The organism is Chryseobacterium sp. RLHN22, from assembly GCF_051011795.1.
In the GTDB taxonomy this organism is placed as follows: domain Bacteria; phylum Bacteroidota; class Bacteroidia; order Flavobacteriales; family Weeksellaceae; genus Chryseobacterium; species Chryseobacterium zhengzhouense.
On sequence record NZ_JBPCHW010000003.1, the window covers coordinates 221,657 to 236,441 of the forward strand.

At 33.4% G+C, this 14,785-nt stretch carries 14 protein-coding genes; 8 read left to right on the plus strand and 6 right to left on the minus strand.

What is annotated here, in order from left to right:
• Nucleotides 1-33 precede the first annotated feature (33 nt).
• Nucleotides 34-768 (minus strand): hypothetical protein, encoded by a 735-nt coding sequence (locus ACR1PN_RS04825; protein WP_433979094.1) that lies wholly within the window; start codon nt 766-768, stop codon nt 34-36.
• A gap of 47 nt (nt 769-815) precedes the next feature.
• Between ACR1PN_RS04825 and ACR1PN_RS04830 the strand changes: the two genes are divergently transcribed.
• Together ACR1PN_RS04830 and ACR1PN_RS04835 are read left to right on the plus strand one after the other, a co-directional pair.
• Nucleotides 816-1,793, plus strand: coding sequence for an aminodeoxychorismate synthase component I (locus tag ACR1PN_RS04830; protein WP_433979163.1), 978 nt, complete (start codon nt 816-818; stop codon nt 1,791-1,793).
• Nucleotides 1,777-2,403, plus strand: coding sequence for an aminotransferase class IV (locus tag ACR1PN_RS04835; protein WP_433979095.1), 627 nt, complete (start codon nt 1,777-1,779; stop codon nt 2,401-2,403). Before ACR1PN_RS04830 ends, ACR1PN_RS04835 begins: the two co-directional genes overlap by 17 nt.
• A gap of 68 nt (nt 2,404-2,471) precedes the next feature.
• On the opposite strand, the gene menD is transcribed toward ACR1PN_RS04835, so the two are convergent.
• Nucleotides 2,472-4,151, minus strand: coding sequence for a 2-succinyl-5-enolpyruvyl-6-hydroxy-3-cyclohexene-1-carboxylic-acid synthase (gene menD / locus ACR1PN_RS04840; RefSeq protein ID WP_433979096.1), 1,680 nt, complete (start codon nt 4,149-4,151; stop codon nt 2,472-2,474).
• Between the two features lie 109 nt (nt 4,152-4,260).
• Between menD and ACR1PN_RS04845 the strand changes: the two genes are divergently transcribed.
• From ACR1PN_RS04845 to ACR1PN_RS04855, 3 genes are all read left to right on the plus strand, one after another.
• A complete protein-coding gene (locus ACR1PN_RS04845) occupies nt 4,261-6,306 on the plus strand; it encodes an ADP-ribosyltransferase domain-containing protein (RefSeq protein ID WP_433979097.1) in 2,046 nt (681 codons plus the stop codon).
• A gap of 1 nt (nt 6,307) precedes the next feature.
• Nucleotides 6,308-6,556, plus strand: coding sequence for a hypothetical protein (locus ACR1PN_RS04850; RefSeq protein WP_433979098.1), 249 nt, complete (start codon nt 6,308-6,310; stop codon nt 6,554-6,556).
• A gap of 126 nt (nt 6,557-6,682) precedes the next feature.
• Nucleotides 6,683-7,633, plus strand: a complete 951-nt coding sequence (locus ACR1PN_RS04855; protein WP_378179568.1) for an isopenicillin N synthase family dioxygenase — start codon at nt 6,683-6,685, stop codon at nt 7,631-7,633.
• 34 nt (nt 7,634-7,667) lie between these two features.
• Here ACR1PN_RS04855 and ACR1PN_RS04860 read toward each other — a convergent pair whose 3' ends face one another.
• On the minus strand, nt 7,668-8,711 hold the full coding sequence (locus ACR1PN_RS04860) for a PA0069 family radical SAM protein (protein WP_433979099.1): 1,044 nt from the start codon (nt 8,709-8,711) through the stop codon (nt 7,668-7,670).
• Between the two features lie 133 nt (nt 8,712-8,844).
• Nucleotides 8,845-9,036: a hypothetical protein gene (locus ACR1PN_RS04865; protein WP_378179574.1), complete on the minus strand. Its 192-nt coding sequence runs from the start codon at nt 9,034-9,036 to the stop codon at nt 8,845-8,847.
• Nucleotides 9,037-9,199: 163 nt separating this feature from the next.
• Here ACR1PN_RS04865 and ACR1PN_RS04870 point away from each other — a divergent pair, with 163 nt between their 5' ends.
• A complete protein-coding gene (locus ACR1PN_RS04870; RefSeq protein WP_433979100.1) occupies nt 9,200-9,544 on the plus strand; it encodes a hypothetical protein in 345 nt (114 codons plus the stop codon).
• Nucleotides 9,545-9,572: 28 nt separating this feature from the next.
• On the opposite strand, the gene ACR1PN_RS04875 is transcribed toward ACR1PN_RS04870, so the two are convergent.
• Both ACR1PN_RS04875 and ACR1PN_RS04880 read right to left on the minus strand, forming a co-directional pair.
• Nucleotides 9,573-12,275: a hypothetical protein gene (locus ACR1PN_RS04875; protein WP_433979101.1), complete on the minus strand. Its 2,703-nt coding sequence runs from the start codon at nt 12,273-12,275 to the stop codon at nt 9,573-9,575.
• 105 nt (nt 12,276-12,380) lie between these two features.
• Nucleotides 12,381-13,178, minus strand: coding sequence for a DUF2797 domain-containing protein (locus ACR1PN_RS04880; RefSeq protein WP_433979102.1), 798 nt, complete (start codon nt 13,176-13,178; stop codon nt 12,381-12,383).
• Nucleotides 13,179-13,342: 164 nt separating this feature from the next.
• Here ACR1PN_RS04880 and ACR1PN_RS04885 point away from each other — a divergent pair, with 164 nt between their 5' ends.
• Nucleotides 13,343-14,365 carry a GDP-mannose 4,6-dehydratase gene (locus ACR1PN_RS04885; protein ID WP_433979103.1) on the plus strand — a complete coding sequence of 341 codons (1,023 nt, stop codon included), beginning with the start codon at nt 13,343-13,345 and terminating at the stop codon, nt 14,363-14,365.
• Between the two features lie 139 nt (nt 14,366-14,504).
• Nucleotides 14,505-14,726 carry a DUF2795 domain-containing protein gene (locus tag ACR1PN_RS04890; RefSeq protein ID WP_027382805.1) on the plus strand — a complete coding sequence of 74 codons (222 nt, stop codon included), beginning with the start codon at nt 14,505-14,507 and terminating at the stop codon, nt 14,724-14,726.
• Nucleotides 14,727-14,785: the final 59 nt, after the last annotated feature.

A 14,785-nucleotide genomic window follows, 5' to 3' on the forward strand; every position in this document is an offset into this window, starting at 1 on the left:
TTAAGAACAAAAACACCAGAATAATATCAAAACTTAACTTTTTTCGTTAAAAATAGTTTTATAAAGTGAATAAATCATTGCATTCCAAAAGGGAAAAGTAAGTAAAGCTCCGACAAAAAACAATGCAAAACCAATATACTTAAAAAGTACAGCAACGATTGTACAGACTAAAATCTCAATAAAATACATTTTAAAAGCTTTCCAATTTAAAGAAATAGCTTCAAAAGTGCTTTTGTTATGGAAAAACATCAATGGCCCTACAAGAATGGTAATCATTATCCAAAAAAGTGGTAAGATAACTGTTATCTTAAGAATCTCACAAATCAAATACCAGAATACAAAGTAAGAAACGTATCTGAAAAAATTGAGGCCGTTATACCCAACAAACAAATCACTTATTCCGATCTCTTCTTTCATATCTATCTTTTTGAAAATTTGAAAAAAACCCAAATTAAGAGGATATAAAAAAGCAGAAACAGCCATAAGACCATACAAAGCATAAGCAAAATTTTCCGTGCTTCTTATTGCCGCAAAATCTTCATTTAGTTTTTCAAAGCCATCGATTCCAACCTCGGAATACTCGGTTAAGGCCGCAGAATATTGTTCATAAATCCCGAATCGCTGCAATATATAAAATGAAACTGCAAAAAATATCGTCCCGTAAATAATGGTAAACAGAATTTGATACAACAAAGTTTTATTCCAATAGAAAAAAGCCTGCTTTAAAATAAAATCGAGTCCCGGTTTTTGTGGATAGTTCTCCTGCATTGAAAAAATTTTATGCAAAAGTAAACATCAATAACTACTTTTGCGGAATGTTTTCAGCGAATCATCAAATTTTTTTAAAAATGGATGAGCTTTCACAGCAGAAAGTTCCGTTTTTCTTTATCATTGATTTTCTTGTGGATAAGGTTGAAGTTTTCAGAGAAAACGAACTTTCAGAAAAAGGCTTACTGATTGATTTTCAAATATTTTCAAACACCAACAAGCAGGAAGCTTTACACAAAAAAACAGAATGGGAAAGCTATCCTGAAACCCTTGAAAGCTTTAAAAAGGGCTTTGATCATGTTCAGAATAATATTCGCTTAGGAAATTCATATTTAACCAACTACACGCGGAAAACAAGAATTGATACCAATCTGAGTCTTGAAGAAATTTTTCATCACTCTCATGCAAAATACAAGGTTTTATATAAAGATTTTTTCGTATTTTTTTCTCCTGAAACTTTCGTAAAAATCGTTGATGATAAAATCCTCACATATCCTATGAAAGGTACAATCGACGCCTCATTGGAAAATGCGGCCGAAGTTTTAAAGAACGACACGAAAGAAAAGGCAGAACATTATACAGTAGTTGATCTTTTGAGAAATGATTTGAGTATGGTTGCAGATGATGTAAAAGTCGATAAGTTTCAGTTCATTGATTTTCTGAAAACCCGACAGAAAGATCTTTTTGCAATGAGTTCGGAAATTTCAGGACATGTAAAACCGGAGTTTAAAGGAAAAGTAGGAAGCATTATGCAGAAACTTCTTCCGGCAGGTTCGATTTTAGGAGCGCCAAAGCCGAAAACATTAGAAATAATTCTGGAAGCAGAAGGTTTCGACAGAGGTTTTTACACCGGAGTTTGCGGTTGGTTTGACGGAGAAAATCTTGACAGTTGCGTGATGATTCGTTTTATCGAAAAAGAAAATAATCAACTGTATTTCAAAAGCGGTGGCGGAATTACGCACATGAGTAAATTAGAAGATGAGTACGAAGAAATGAAAAACAAAATTTATGTCCCAATTCATTGAAAGCATTAAAGTAGAAGATCAGGAATTATTCTTATTGGAATTCCATCAAAAGCGCGTGAACGAAACTTTCGCCCATTTCGGGAAAGAAGGCTCAATTGATTTGGCGAAAATTTTCAAAAATCTTGAGCATGACGAAGATGGTTTGTACAAAATGAGACTTATCTACGACCTTGATAAAAGGTTCAGAACACAGATGATTCCTTATGCGATTCCTGAAATTCAGGATTTTCAGCTGGTTGAAAACAACAGCTATGATTACTCTTTTAAGTTTGAAGATCGTAAGGAACTGGAAAAAATGAAGATGAAATCTAAAGCTGAAGAAATCATCATCGTTAAAAACAATCACATTACCGATACTTCATTTTCGAATATTCTTTTTCAGAAAGGGAAAGACTGGTTTACACCGACAACATATCTTCTGAACGGTGTACAGAGGCAAAACCTTTTAAAGAAAAAGAAGATCAAAGAAGCAGAGATCACGATGCAAAACATTAAGGGGTATTCACATTTTCAACTGATTAACGCTTTAAACGACTTCGATGACATGTTTATCTATCCCATTGATAAAATCATCAATCTTCCCGGAAGTGATGATTATTTGGATATTTAATTATATTTCACGCAGATAAAGCAGATTTTTTAGCCTGCTTAATCTGTAAAATCTGCGAGAATTTTTAATTATTTGCTTTCTTTTAAGAAATTAAAATAAGCCTTCTGTGTATCGGCATTGGTTTTACCTTGCGTATTGACTTCCATGATTTTAGGCTGTGCATCCGGTTTGAAGAAGTTTTCAAAAACACGGTCTAAAGTTCCGTCATCATCAACTTTCACATAAGAAAATCCAAAATGTTTTGCTAAAAATTCTGCATTCTTATGATGTTTTGTAGAAATAAATTCATCAACGGTATTTGAGTTTGCATTTCCGGGTCCCGGAATGATTTTGAAGATATTCCCTTCCCCGTTATTAAAGATAATAATTCTTGTAAAAGGTGGAATATATTGATTCCAAAGCCCGTTAATATCATAGAAAAAGCTTAAATCTCCGGTAATCAGAACCGTTGGATTTGAATTTTTTATGGCAAAACCCATCGCTGTAGAAGTTGAACCGTCGATGCCGCTGGTTCCTCGGTTACAGTAGATTTTTCTCTTTCCGAAATCAAACAATTGGGCATAACGAATCGCTGACGAATTACTGAAATGAATATTATAGTTTTCAGGAATACTCTGTGAAGCTTTGTTGAAAAAGTAAAAGTCTGAGAATTCAATTAAATTTAAAAAATCTTTGTGCTTTTTATCTTTTTTATCTCTGAGAATATCCCAAAGATTGTAATACGGTCGTGGTTCGAGATTGATGAAATTTAACAATTTAGAGAAAAACAGTTCAGGCTTTATCTCAATTTTCTGCGTCAATGCAAAATAAGTGTCGGGTTGCCAAACCTCATCCAAATGCCAGTGTTGTTTCGGATGTGCATTTCTCAAAAACATTTTTACTTTTTTGGAAACCACATTTTGTCCGACTGTTATCAACAGATCAGGAGCATACGTTTTAAAATCCTCTTCCGTAAAATTGAAAATATACCGGTCGATATGCCTGAAAAACTTTTCATGATATACATTCGAATTGGCTTCACTCAAAACCACCACAGAATGATTTTTAACCAGTTGGGTTAACTGATTTTCAAGCTCTGGACTGTAATCTCTCGTTCCGACAAGAATCATAATTCTTTGTGAAGTATTCCAGTCAGCAACTAAGTTCGACGGAATTTCATACTCTTTCTTTTTGATTGTTTTTTCAACGACAGGGAAAGTCGGAAGCTCAGAAACCAATTCATACAGAGGTTCTTCCAAAGGAATATTAATATGAACCGGGCCTTGTTTTTCAATACAAAGCTCGATGGCTTTCTTTATAATTTCTGAATTCATTTCTTCCGCATTCTCATTAGAATCTTCCACCAACTGAAAATCTCCGTAAGAATGCTGCTGGAAAAGATGATTTTGTCTGATGGTTTGTCCGTCAAACAAATCAACGTAATCAGTCGGCCGGTCTGCCGTTAAAATCAGCAAAGGAATATTCGAATAAAAGGCTTCGGTAATGGCCGGATAATAATTCGCTGCCGCAGAACCACTTGTACAGGTAATCGCCACCGGCTTTTTCTCGCTCATTGCCATTCCCATTCCAACAAAAGCAGCACTTCTTTCATCCACAATGCTGTAACAGTTGAAGTCATCCACCTCTGAAAAATGGATTGCCAAAGGAGCGTTTCTGGATCCCGGAGAGATGACAACATCTAAAATATTATATTGCTGAAGAAGATTTGCAAGTACCTGAATACTTCTTTTGGAGGAATATTTTTTCATAGAGCAAAATTAAAGGTTTTTATTGAGTCCTTAAAGTAAATTTTAACACGTCAAGTTTTGTCACTTCTCAAGATTAGCTTTGTTTTTAGAAATATATACAAAGAAACTTATGAAAAAATTATTTGACGATGAATGGAGTGATGACCTCTCGGAGTTCAAAATTATCTCCTTTGATGATTTGAACAAAGGAATATTAGGGAAAGGAAAAGACTCTTTCGAAGGAATACGAACCAACAAAACATTTGATGAAATTTCAAATGAGTTTGCATTAAGCACAGCTTTTGGTAAGAAAAGTGCTTTTTATAAACCTACTACGGAAGATTACGATGCATTATCCGAAGATTTTTATACAGGTGGGATTAATTACGAACTTCTCGCAAAAGATTTGAAAGAAAAATTAGGACTGATAAATAACTTCTTGTTTGAGCCAGAAAAGTATCTATTGGAAGATAAGACCATTTATTCAGGTTCTTCTTCGTTTAATGCTCCTGTATTCAGTAGTATTAAAAATAACAAACCTTTTGTATATAAAAAGAATGATACAGAAATTCAGGCGACTTTTGATTTAGCCAAATTAAATACCAGAAAAAATTTACTGAGTAACTCTTATAATTTTGGGATTTATTTTGACAATTATAAAGTAACCTATAATCTTAACTTTATCTATAAAGATGGGGAGGATAAGAAATTTTCTGATGCACAAACGGATGCAACTGAAACTCCCTATGACTTCAAATTGAATGACGAATACATAGCAATAAAACTTTATACAGGAAATGAAGAAACCTTTATTGAGTTTTTGAAACTTATAAAAGGTAATTCACAAGCCGAGCAAATCAAAAATGATATTATCCGATATTATAAACATTTTTTTGTAACAGCTAAAAGCAACCCTGATATTATTGATGCTTTATATGAAAACATTCCAGATTTTGTTTTGGAGGTTATTACTGATGAAATGCTTTGGAAGGATTTTGTTTCTCTTTCTGAAAAGGCTATTGATACATCTGGTACTAATGAAAATCTTTCGGTCATTAATCTGTTAAAAGGTGTAAAAAATAGTGTTTGGTGGAGCACGCAGGTTAATAATAATCCCGATACAGTAAGAAAAGTTTTGAATAAACTCAAAGCCAACTATCTTGAAGATTTCATTATTGTATTGACAAAAGTGGGAATTAATGCATGGAGAGATTCTGATTACCAAAATGCAATAACCTATTCTCTCGAAATGAAAGACACATTGAAAAATGGTGTTATTGAAAACAGATTTGTGTATTGGAGCGGATTTTTGGAAAAAGAGAAGAAGTTTGAGGTAGGTTTTACCATTCACTCATATATTGATGGCAATTTGGCAGAAAGTGGCTCTGAAACATTAGGTATAAATTATGCTTTTACTCCTTTAAAAGTAGCAGACAACAAAGGAGATTATTTTATACCTACAATTGTTGCTAATTATTTTACTAAAAAACAAATAGATGCAGATCGTTGGATAGTTTTGGAAAATATTACAGCAGGGTTATTACCTGAGTTTGAATTAATTGCTTTTAGAAATTTTTCTTCTTTAATTTCAAAATTAAGATATTCCAGATATCTAAAAGTTTTAGGGGAAAATCCTGCATTTCAGAAAATATTAGTTGAACTTTCCAGCACAAGATATATGGCAAAATATTTATCTTTGGAAGAGGAAGCTGCGATAAGACTTTATACATCAGGATATTATTCTGGTTTAAACAGAGCTTTAAGAGGAGAAACTGCAATAACAGAAGAGTACAAAGTATTTAAAGAACTGCTCAATAATGCTTTAAAAAAACTGCCGAAAACTAACTCATCTACTTTTTACAGATTAGAAAAAATGTCTCCTGAAATGTTGAACAAAGAATATGTAACAGGAAAAACTATTGAAAAGAAAGGTTTCACATCTTCTACTTATGATTACATGACAGCAGAGGAAATGATGTTTGATGATGCAGGTTTTAATGTGTTAATAAAAATTACAGGAAAAAATGGCAAAAATATAGAAGAGGCATCATTTCTACCTGCTGAAAAAGAAATTTTATTTAAGAGTAATACGAAGTTTATTGTTGAAGACATAGAGAAAATTAAAAACCCAATTAATGGAAATGATATGTTTAAATTAAAGATTAGTGAAAAATAAAATGGAAAAGCAAGAATTATTAAATAAAAAGATTAGTCGATCTGAAGAATTAAGACCTATTATTTTAAAAGGTTTTAAAACAGAACAAGAGTTAGAGCAGTACCATTCTGAGAATGCTCATCTTTATGAAGAATATAGAAAATTATCAGAAGAAATAAGAGCATTAAAATTAGAATTAATGACTCCCGAAGAAAAATTAGAATATTATCGTCAAAAGGAACTAGCTAAAGAAAAATATAAAAATTCTTAATTGTCATCTTTAAATATTTAGCCTTGATCAAAAAAGGTCAAGACTATTCTTTATCTTCCTATTATTAAAGTACAACGATTTAATTCAAAAAATCTGTAAATTAGTCCCACGTAAAATTTCTATAAAATGGATAAAATACCTAGTGTAGACCTGCGTGATTTCCTTTCGGGTGACCCGGAACGCAAACAGAAATTTGTAAATGAAATCGGAAAAGCTTACGAAGAAATTGGTTTTGTAGCCTTAAAAGGACATTTCCTGGATGACCAACTCGTAGACGATCTTTATGGAGAAGTAAAAAACTTCTTTCAGCTTCCAACAGAAACCAAACAAAAGTATGAGATCCCCGGAATCGGAGGACAAAGAGGCTATGTAGGTTTCGGAAAAGAAACTGCAAAAGGTTTCAAAAAAGGAGATTTGAAAGAATTTTGGCATTTCGGACAATATGTTTCGGATGATTCAAAATACAAAAACGAATATCCTGACAATGTTACCGTTGAAGAACTTCCAAAGTTCAACGAAGTAGGTAAAGAAGCTTACCAGATGCTTGAAAAAACCGGGAAATATGTTTTAAGAGCTTTAGCTTTATATCTTGGTCTTGATGAGTTTTATTTTGATGATAAAATTGCTGAAGGGAACTCTATCTTAAGACCCATTCATTATCCGCCAATTACCGAAGAACCAGATGATGCAGTAAGAGCAGCTGCTCACGGAGATATCAACTTAATCACTCTTTTGATGGGTTCACAAGGAAAAGGGCTTCAGGTTCAAAACCACAAAGGTGAATGGATTGATGCGATTGCTGAACCAGATGAGTTGATGATCAACGTTGGAGATATGTTATCAAGACACACGAACAATAAATTGAAGTCTACGATTCACAGAGTCGTAAATCCTCCAAGAGAATTATGGGGAACTTCCCGATATTCAATTCCATTCTTTATGCATCCAATAAGCGAAATGTCGCTCAATGCTTTAGAAAACTGTGTAGACGAAAATCACCCTAAATTGTATGAAGATACCACTGCAGGAGAATTTTTACACGAACGATTAATTGAATTGGGATTAATAAAAAAATAATTTTGAAACCGCTCTTTTTGGAGTGGTTTTTTGTTTAAAACAACCTCAACTGCTGCTCTTTAGTACCCGTAAAGCCATCCGTTGAAAGCTTAGGAAATTCTTTTCCGTCAAAAAATTTCTTTCTGCCAATTTTAAAAGTATTGTGAATCATTTCAGCGATATTTCCTTCGCCTTTCTGTCTTTCAAACATCCTTTTGTCACCAAGTTTTCCGCCGCGCATTGAACGGATGAGATTTAAAACTTTTTGTGCTCTGTCGGGAAATGCGGTTTCAATCCATTTTATGAAAACGGGTTCTACCGTATCATTTAATCGTACCAAGGTGTAGCCAAAACTCTGTGCTCCTGCGTTATGAATCTCTTTTAAAATAGTCAAAGGTTCATCACTGTTTAATCCCGGAATAATTGGTGCAACCATAATATTCACAGGAATTCCGTTTTCGGAGAGAATTTCTATTGCTTTCAATTTGTTTTTTGCAGAGCTTGTTCTGGGTTCCATTTTTCTTCGTAGATCTTCGTTAATTGTTGGAATACTTAATGAAACAGAAACCAGATTTTGTTCAGCCATTGGCTTCAGAATATCAATATCTCTTAGTACTAAAGCATTTTTTGTAAGTACATTTACAGGATGCCTGTAATCAAGACAAACCTGCAGCATTTTTCTTGTTATCTCAAATTGGCGTTCTGCAGGCTGGTAACAATCGGTATTTCCTGAGAGCAAAATCGGTGCGGGCTTGTAGCCTCTTTTTCGGAAAAATTTTTCGAGTAATTCGGGAGCATTTTTCTTGACCATGATTTTCCTTTCAAAATCAATTCCGGCACTGTATCCCCAATATTCATGAGTTGGCCTGGCAAAACAATAGGAACATCCATGCTCACAACCCTGGTAAGGATTCATCGAATATTCCATCGGCAAATCTTCGCTTTTAACCTGATTGACAATCGTTTTCGGAAAAACTTCAGTGAAGGACGTTTTTACGGGTTCAAAATCATCATCATCAGGTTCAAAAGTATATCGGTCGAAACGGTTGATAACATTTCGCTGAGCTCCCTGACCTTTTATGATATTTTCGTTCTGCATTTCAACTGTAAATTTAGAATGGTTTTATTCTAAAATAATAAGTTTTAACACTAAAGTTTTCCACAAAAAAATCCGGCTCCAAAAAATTTGGAAAACCGGATTTTCTAAAAAATTTATATCTCTTACTTACTTCTTATTTGAATGCATAGAACTCAATACCATGATCCTCTTCATCACCTCTTTTATCAAAATGTCTGTGATGATCCGAATAGTATTCGTTATACTTTTTATGCTTTTTGCTTAAAATTTTCTTTACACTTAAAAAACTCAGCACTGCCAAAAGACCAACTCCGCTGGCAAGCAAAACTCCTACTTCTTTTTTCATGTTTTTTACAATTTTGTATTGTGGTCAAGCAAATAGTGTACCTTTTTAAAAAATTTTCATAACAATTTTTGTTAATACACTTCCATTTTATTTGCAGAGAAATTATTACTCCTAATTATTGCTTTATGGTTTAATAATTGTACTGATAAGTAAAAATATTATTATGGAAAGTTCAGAAAACATTGACAGAATGACCACCCTTACCAGTGTTATGGAAACCTTGAGGCAAAGAGGAATTCACAGAGAATTCAGAATGAATGAGGCATGCGAGATGAAATACGAAGGTTCCGGCAGAAATTACAGACCAGAAGATCTTAAAATTGTAAAAACATACAGATTTGAGGGACCAAGCAATCCTGATGACAATGCCGTTTTATATGTTGTACAGGATAATGAAAAAAATTTAGGAATTATTTTAGATTCTTATGGAGCAGACAGCAATTATCCCGGTCAGGAATTTGATGCGTTTCTTAGGGATATTCCTATTGAAGAGAGTGATGAATATTAATAGCTAATTAAACATATAAATCCCGAAACTATTCAGTCTCGGGATTTTCTTTTTTCTTAAATATTTTTTTGAACAAGCCTTTCTTTTCTTTTGGTTGTTCTTTATCGGGATTCTGTTTAGGTTTTTCTGCAGAATTTGGATCTGAAAATGCTTCAGAAATATCTTTTTTAGCATTATTTAAAGATTTTTTAGCATCCTGAACACCACCTTTTACATCTTTCACTGTATTGACCGCACCATCAAAAGTCTTTTTAGTCTTATCAACATTTATCCCGATCAGAGTCTTTTTCAAACCATCTTCAATCCCTTTCCAGAACATATTAAAAAAGGACTTGGTGGGGTCTCTTTCAACACCTTCCACTACAACAGACTCAGGAAATTTATCTGAATCCGACTTAATAAAGATATTTGCCACCGCACTTAAGACACCTTTTTTCTCCTTACTTTTTTTATCTAAAATAGAAATTTTTAGATCTTTATGTTTAATATTGAATGTTCCGCCAATTCCTTTCGGATTTCCTTTAAAACTGAAAAGCATTTTTTGAATTGTTCCAGTCGCAGAAACACTTAGGTAGGGTACGATAAACGTATTCAATGCCGTGGCAGAAATATTATCCAGGTTTCCGGCAATTGTAAAATGATCGCTTTGGTCTGCTGTGTTGAAGCCCCAGTTTACCGACAAAGGTGATGATTTCATAAACATACAGTCAATTTTGATCTGAACATAGGTAGGCTTTCCTTTCATCTTAGCGGAATTCAGATTTTTAACATTCATATTAAAATTACTGAAGGTTAGTTTTCCTGGCCCGCTGCTTTTCGGTGTATCTTCTTCATATTCTAAAACCGAGTTTTTCAGATTTAAATTACTAATATACATCGGGATTTTAATTGATCTCAGCATACGTGAGTATAAAGGTTTAATCTTGGGATCATCGGCGGGAATTTTAGATCTGAAAATATTGGCATTTACTGAATGAATGGTAACATTTGTCGCATTGATCGATTTATTTTCCGAAAACAAGTCCCAATTTCCCTGTGCAGAAATCTGATTAACTTTAATATCATACAAATCTCTTTCTACAGGAATCATACGGATAAACTGTGCTCTGGAAACCAGAGGAGACATCGCAAACTGATTGATTTCAATTTTATTTTTATTTAAAGCAAGATTTCCCGCATTCATTTTATAGAATCTGGTTTTATAAACGAAATTTTTCGTTGTAACAGCATAATCTTTTATTTTTACTGCTATTCCGTTTTTTGCTTTGTTCTCAATCAACTCAAACTGATTGATAGTTGCATTCAGATCGTTAAAAGTTAATGGCTGATTTTGACTTTCGTAGGTTAAATTTGAATTCTTAAGCGAGATTTTCCTTACCACCATCGGAAACTGAATTCCTCGTACTGCCGTTTTCTTTTTCGGAACCGCTTTTCCTGCTACAATTTTCCCGTTAATTCCATCAACCAGAACATCTTTTACATCGAGGTTTAATTTCTTATCAATAAATTTAAATTCATTGATATTAAACTGAACCAGGTTTGTTTTAAAATCCATTCCCATTCCCGTCGAATGGGTTGGTTTTGCAATAATATTTCTTATTTGTCCGCCTTTAGGATTTAAGCTGAACTTTTCAATTAAAATATTCTGTGCATCGTTGTAGTGAATTCCTTTTCCTGCAATCTTAAAATCTTTATACAAAACAGGTATTACTTCTTTGGAGCTTTCTTTGGTAAACTCCAGCTTGTTAACATTTACATTTAGATTTTCAGCAAAAAACAAATCGGTTTCATCAGGTTTTAAGATCTGAACTTTCGCATTATTCAGTTTAATATCATCTAAATTCAGTTCGAAATTTTGCTTTTTCCCGGCTTTTTTTATTGCCGAAATACCTGTTTTATAAACTTTGAGGTAAGGATTCTGAAAATCTGCATTTGCAAGCGAAACTTTATTTTTTTTCAATACAACATCTTTAAAGTTCATTTTAGGAATATCAAACTCAAACATTTGAGTTTTTCGGGGATAAGCTTTTTTAAACTGCTCAAAAGATATTAACGGCATCAACTGAAAATTTTCCACAGACATTTGCCCGTTAGTTGTTGTAATCTGGGAAATTTTTAAGGTATAAATATCATCCGGCTGAAAGAAAAAATCTTTACCGCGAATATTATATTTGTCAAAAATTACCGGAAGCTTATTTTCTACTGATTCTTCAGTCATCTGAAGGTTATCAACATATAAATCAAGTTGATCGACTCCTATAAATTTTTGTTTTGTATGTTTAAAAACATTGATTGTTCCTTTATTGATTCTGATGTTCTCGAACATCACCGGATTTCTTTTTTTCCCGGTTTTTTTATCGACAGGTTTCGCAAGAATAATGTTGAGATTAGGTTTTGCCAATAACAGATCCGAAGAACTTATGACTTTATTGAATATTGCATCATAAATCCCGAAACGACTAATTTTTAAAGTATCAATCGTTCCCTGCAAACCTATAACATTTACATTCTGTGGATTTTTATTGTTGACGGTGATTCCGGTAGCGAAAATATTACCGGTTCCCAAATCGACATCGAGAGATTGGTAGGAAACTTTATAATCTGTATTTTTCTTAATGTAATCCGGAAGCTGGGTTTTAAGCCAGATATTAAGTCCGAAATTGGCAATCAAAACGATTCCAAATAAGATTCCGAAACCTATCAGAAGCTTTTTAACCCAGTTTTTTTTCATGGTGGTACGTTTTTATTTTAAACAAAAAAATAGTGAGTACAACATTAACGTGGTACAAAATATTTGGATTGCGAAAATCAGACCATCCTGAAATTTGAAAATCTGTTAGTTCTTTATTTCCAGCTTGATCACATAACCTTCATGTCCTCTTACATTTATAAAATTTCCGCCTTCAAATCCTAAATACTGTCCTTTAATTCCGGTCAGCCTTCCTGTAAATTCAGGGTTTTTATCGAGTGTAAACGAACTTACTTTTTCTGGTTTCCCGAAAGGATAATCGAATTTCCACATATTTTCACCTTCAGAATAAAATTTCTGAAAATCTTCAGGAAAATATTCTTTTATTTTCTGCTGAAAATCTGCTAGATCAACTTCATCTTCAAAGTCATCCTGAAGCATCTTTCTCCAGTTGGTTTTATCCGGTAGATGTTCTTTCAAGGCAACTTCTATCATTCCTGCTTCGTAGCGGTTTTCGGTTCTCGCAATGGGTAAAGCAAATGTTGCTCCCTGATCGATCCACCTTGTCGGAATTTGCGTATTTCGGGTCACGCCAACTTTCACATCTCCTGTATACGCTAAATATACGGTATGCGGCTGCAATTGGATTTCTTTTTCTACGTCAAGATCTCTCTCACCAATTCCCAAATGCGCCGTAGAAAGTTCGGGACGGATAATAGTATCGCTTGCATAAGGACTTTCAAAGAAACAGCTTTTACAAAAACCCATTCTGTAAATCGTTTTATCTAAACCACAATTAACGCACTGAAATCCTGCATGCTTTATCGTCAGTTCTTTTCCAAACAATTCATTCATGTGAATAAGATCTCCTGAAAGGTTAAGATAGTACTGAATCGGCTGATCATTAAAGCTCGTCATTTTTAAAATTTGCCCCTTAAACTGCATAATAAATAATTTGAAGTAAAAGTACAAAAACAGGAACTATCATCATCAATAGTTTTCAAAACAAATTCACCTATTAAAACAATGTCTGTACATTTTGAATATTATCAATTTATTAAACAAAAGAAATTCTTAAATTTATACTTTTGTGCAACTAAAACACTAAGATGACATATCTCGTAACAGGAGGAAGCGGATTTATTGGTTCTCACTTGATTGAAAAATTACTGAAAGAAGGACATTCTGTCATAAATATTGACAACTTCGATGATTTTTATGATTATAAAGTAAAAATTGAAAACACTTTAGAATCTTTAGGTAAAAAAACTGAATTTGAGTTTTCGCAAAAAGAAAATGACATTCAAAATTTAATTCATATCTCAAAATCAGAAAATTACACTTTATATTTTCAGGATATAAGAGATAAAAAAGGTCTTGAAAATATTTTTTCTGCCCATAAAATCAATCAGATCATTCATCTCGCTGCGCTTGCGGGAGTAAGACCATCTATTGAACGTCCATTAGAATACGAAGAAGTAAATGTTCGCGGGACGATGAATCTTTGGGAACTCTGCAAAGAATTTGGCATCAACAAATTTATTTGTGCATCCTCATCAAGCGTTTACGGCAATAATGAGAAAACTCCTTTTTCTGAAACCGATAATGTTGACAATCCCATTTCTCCTTATGCGGCGACCAAAAAAAGCGGCGAAGTTCTAGGCCATGTTTATCACAGTCTTTATGGAATTGATATGTTTCAGCTGAGGTTTTTTACCGTCTACGGACCGCGGCAAAGACCCGATTTAGCTATTCATAAATTCACCAAACTCATTTCAGAAAACAAGGAAATACCTTTCTATGGAGACGGGACAACAGCGAGAGACTACACTTATATTGATGATATTATCGACGGGATCATTAAGTCTTCCCAATATCTCGAAAACAACTCTAAAGTTTATGAAATTATTAACTTAGGAGAAAATCAGGTTATCAATTTAAACGAAATGCTTTCAACCCTTGAAACACATTTGGGAAAATCTGCCATTAAGAAAAATCTGCCAATGCAACCCGGAGATGTCATAAAAACCAATGCAGATATTGCAAAAGCAAAGACTTTAATTGGCTATAATCCTGTCACAAACTTCCAAAATGGCACAAAAAAATTTGTGGAATGGTTTTTGAGAAAATGACATCAATCTGCCGCAATCGTGCTCAACGAAGCATTTGTAGCAAGTATAGATAAAATTTAATAAAAGAATTGAAAATCAAGTTGTAAAAAAAGTTTATAATATAACCTATTTTTATACTTTTGCAAAAAAAATAAAAATTATGTACTGGACATTAGAATTAGCCTCATATTTAAGCGACGCACCTTGGCCAATGACAAAGGCAGAACTTATCGATTACGCGATTAGAACTGGTGCACCAATGGAAGTAGTAGAAAACCTTCAGGCCATCGAAGATGAAGGAGAAATCTATGATGCAATCGACGAAATATGGAGCGACTATCCTACAGATGAAGATTATCTGTGGAACGAAGACGAATATTAAGAAGCATAAGCTTTAAGTACAATACTTAAAGCTTTTTAAATATAACATACACACTGAGC

Bases quoted from the DNA above. Each gene is read 5' to 3' on its own strand.
- ACR1PN_RS04890 (WP_027382805.1), top strand. From the start codon at position 14,505: ATGTACTGGACATTAGAATTAGCCTCATATTTAAGCGACGCACCTTGG.
- ACR1PN_RS04835 (WP_433979095.1), top strand. From the start codon at position 1,777: ATGTCCCAATTCATTGAAAGCATTAAAGTAGAAGATCAGGAATTATTC.
- ACR1PN_RS04885 (WP_433979103.1), top strand. From the start codon at position 13,343: ATGACATATCTCGTAACAGGAGGAAGCGGATTTATTGGTTCTCACTTG.
- menD (WP_433979096.1), bottom strand. From the start codon at position 4,151: ATGAAAAAATATTCCTCCAAAAGAAGTATTCAGGTACTTGCAAATCTT.
- ACR1PN_RS04880 (WP_433979102.1), bottom strand. From the start codon at position 13,178: ATGCAGTTTAAGGGGCAAATTTTAAAAATGACGAGCTTTAATGATCAG.
- ACR1PN_RS04845 (WP_433979097.1), top strand. From the start codon at position 4,261: ATGAAAAAATTATTTGACGATGAATGGAGTGATGACCTCTCGGAGTTC.
- ACR1PN_RS04860 (WP_433979099.1), bottom strand. From the start codon at position 8,711: ATGCAGAACGAAAATATCATAAAAGGTCAGGGAGCTCAGCGAAATGTT.
- ACR1PN_RS04825 (WP_433979094.1), bottom strand. From the start codon at position 768: ATGCAGGAGAACTATCCACAAAAACCGGGACTCGATTTTATTTTAAAG.
- ACR1PN_RS04855 (WP_378179568.1), top strand. From the start codon at position 6,683: ATGGATAAAATACCTAGTGTAGACCTGCGTGATTTCCTTTCGGGTGAC.
- ACR1PN_RS04865 (WP_378179574.1), bottom strand. From the start codon at position 9,036: ATGAAAAAAGAAGTAGGAGTTTTGCTTGCCAGCGGAGTTGGTCTTTTG.
- ACR1PN_RS04850 (WP_433979098.1), top strand. From the start codon at position 6,308: ATGGAAAAGCAAGAATTATTAAATAAAAAGATTAGTCGATCTGAAGAA.
- ACR1PN_RS04830 (WP_433979163.1), top strand. From the start codon at position 816: ATGTTTTCAGCGAATCATCAAATTTTTTTAAAAATGGATGAGCTTTCA.
- ACR1PN_RS04870 (WP_433979100.1), top strand. From the start codon at position 9,200: ATGGAAAGTTCAGAAAACATTGACAGAATGACCACCCTTACCAGTGTT.
- ACR1PN_RS04875 (WP_433979101.1), bottom strand. From the start codon at position 12,275: ATGAAAAAAAACTGGGTTAAAAAGCTTCTGATAGGTTTCGGAATCTTA.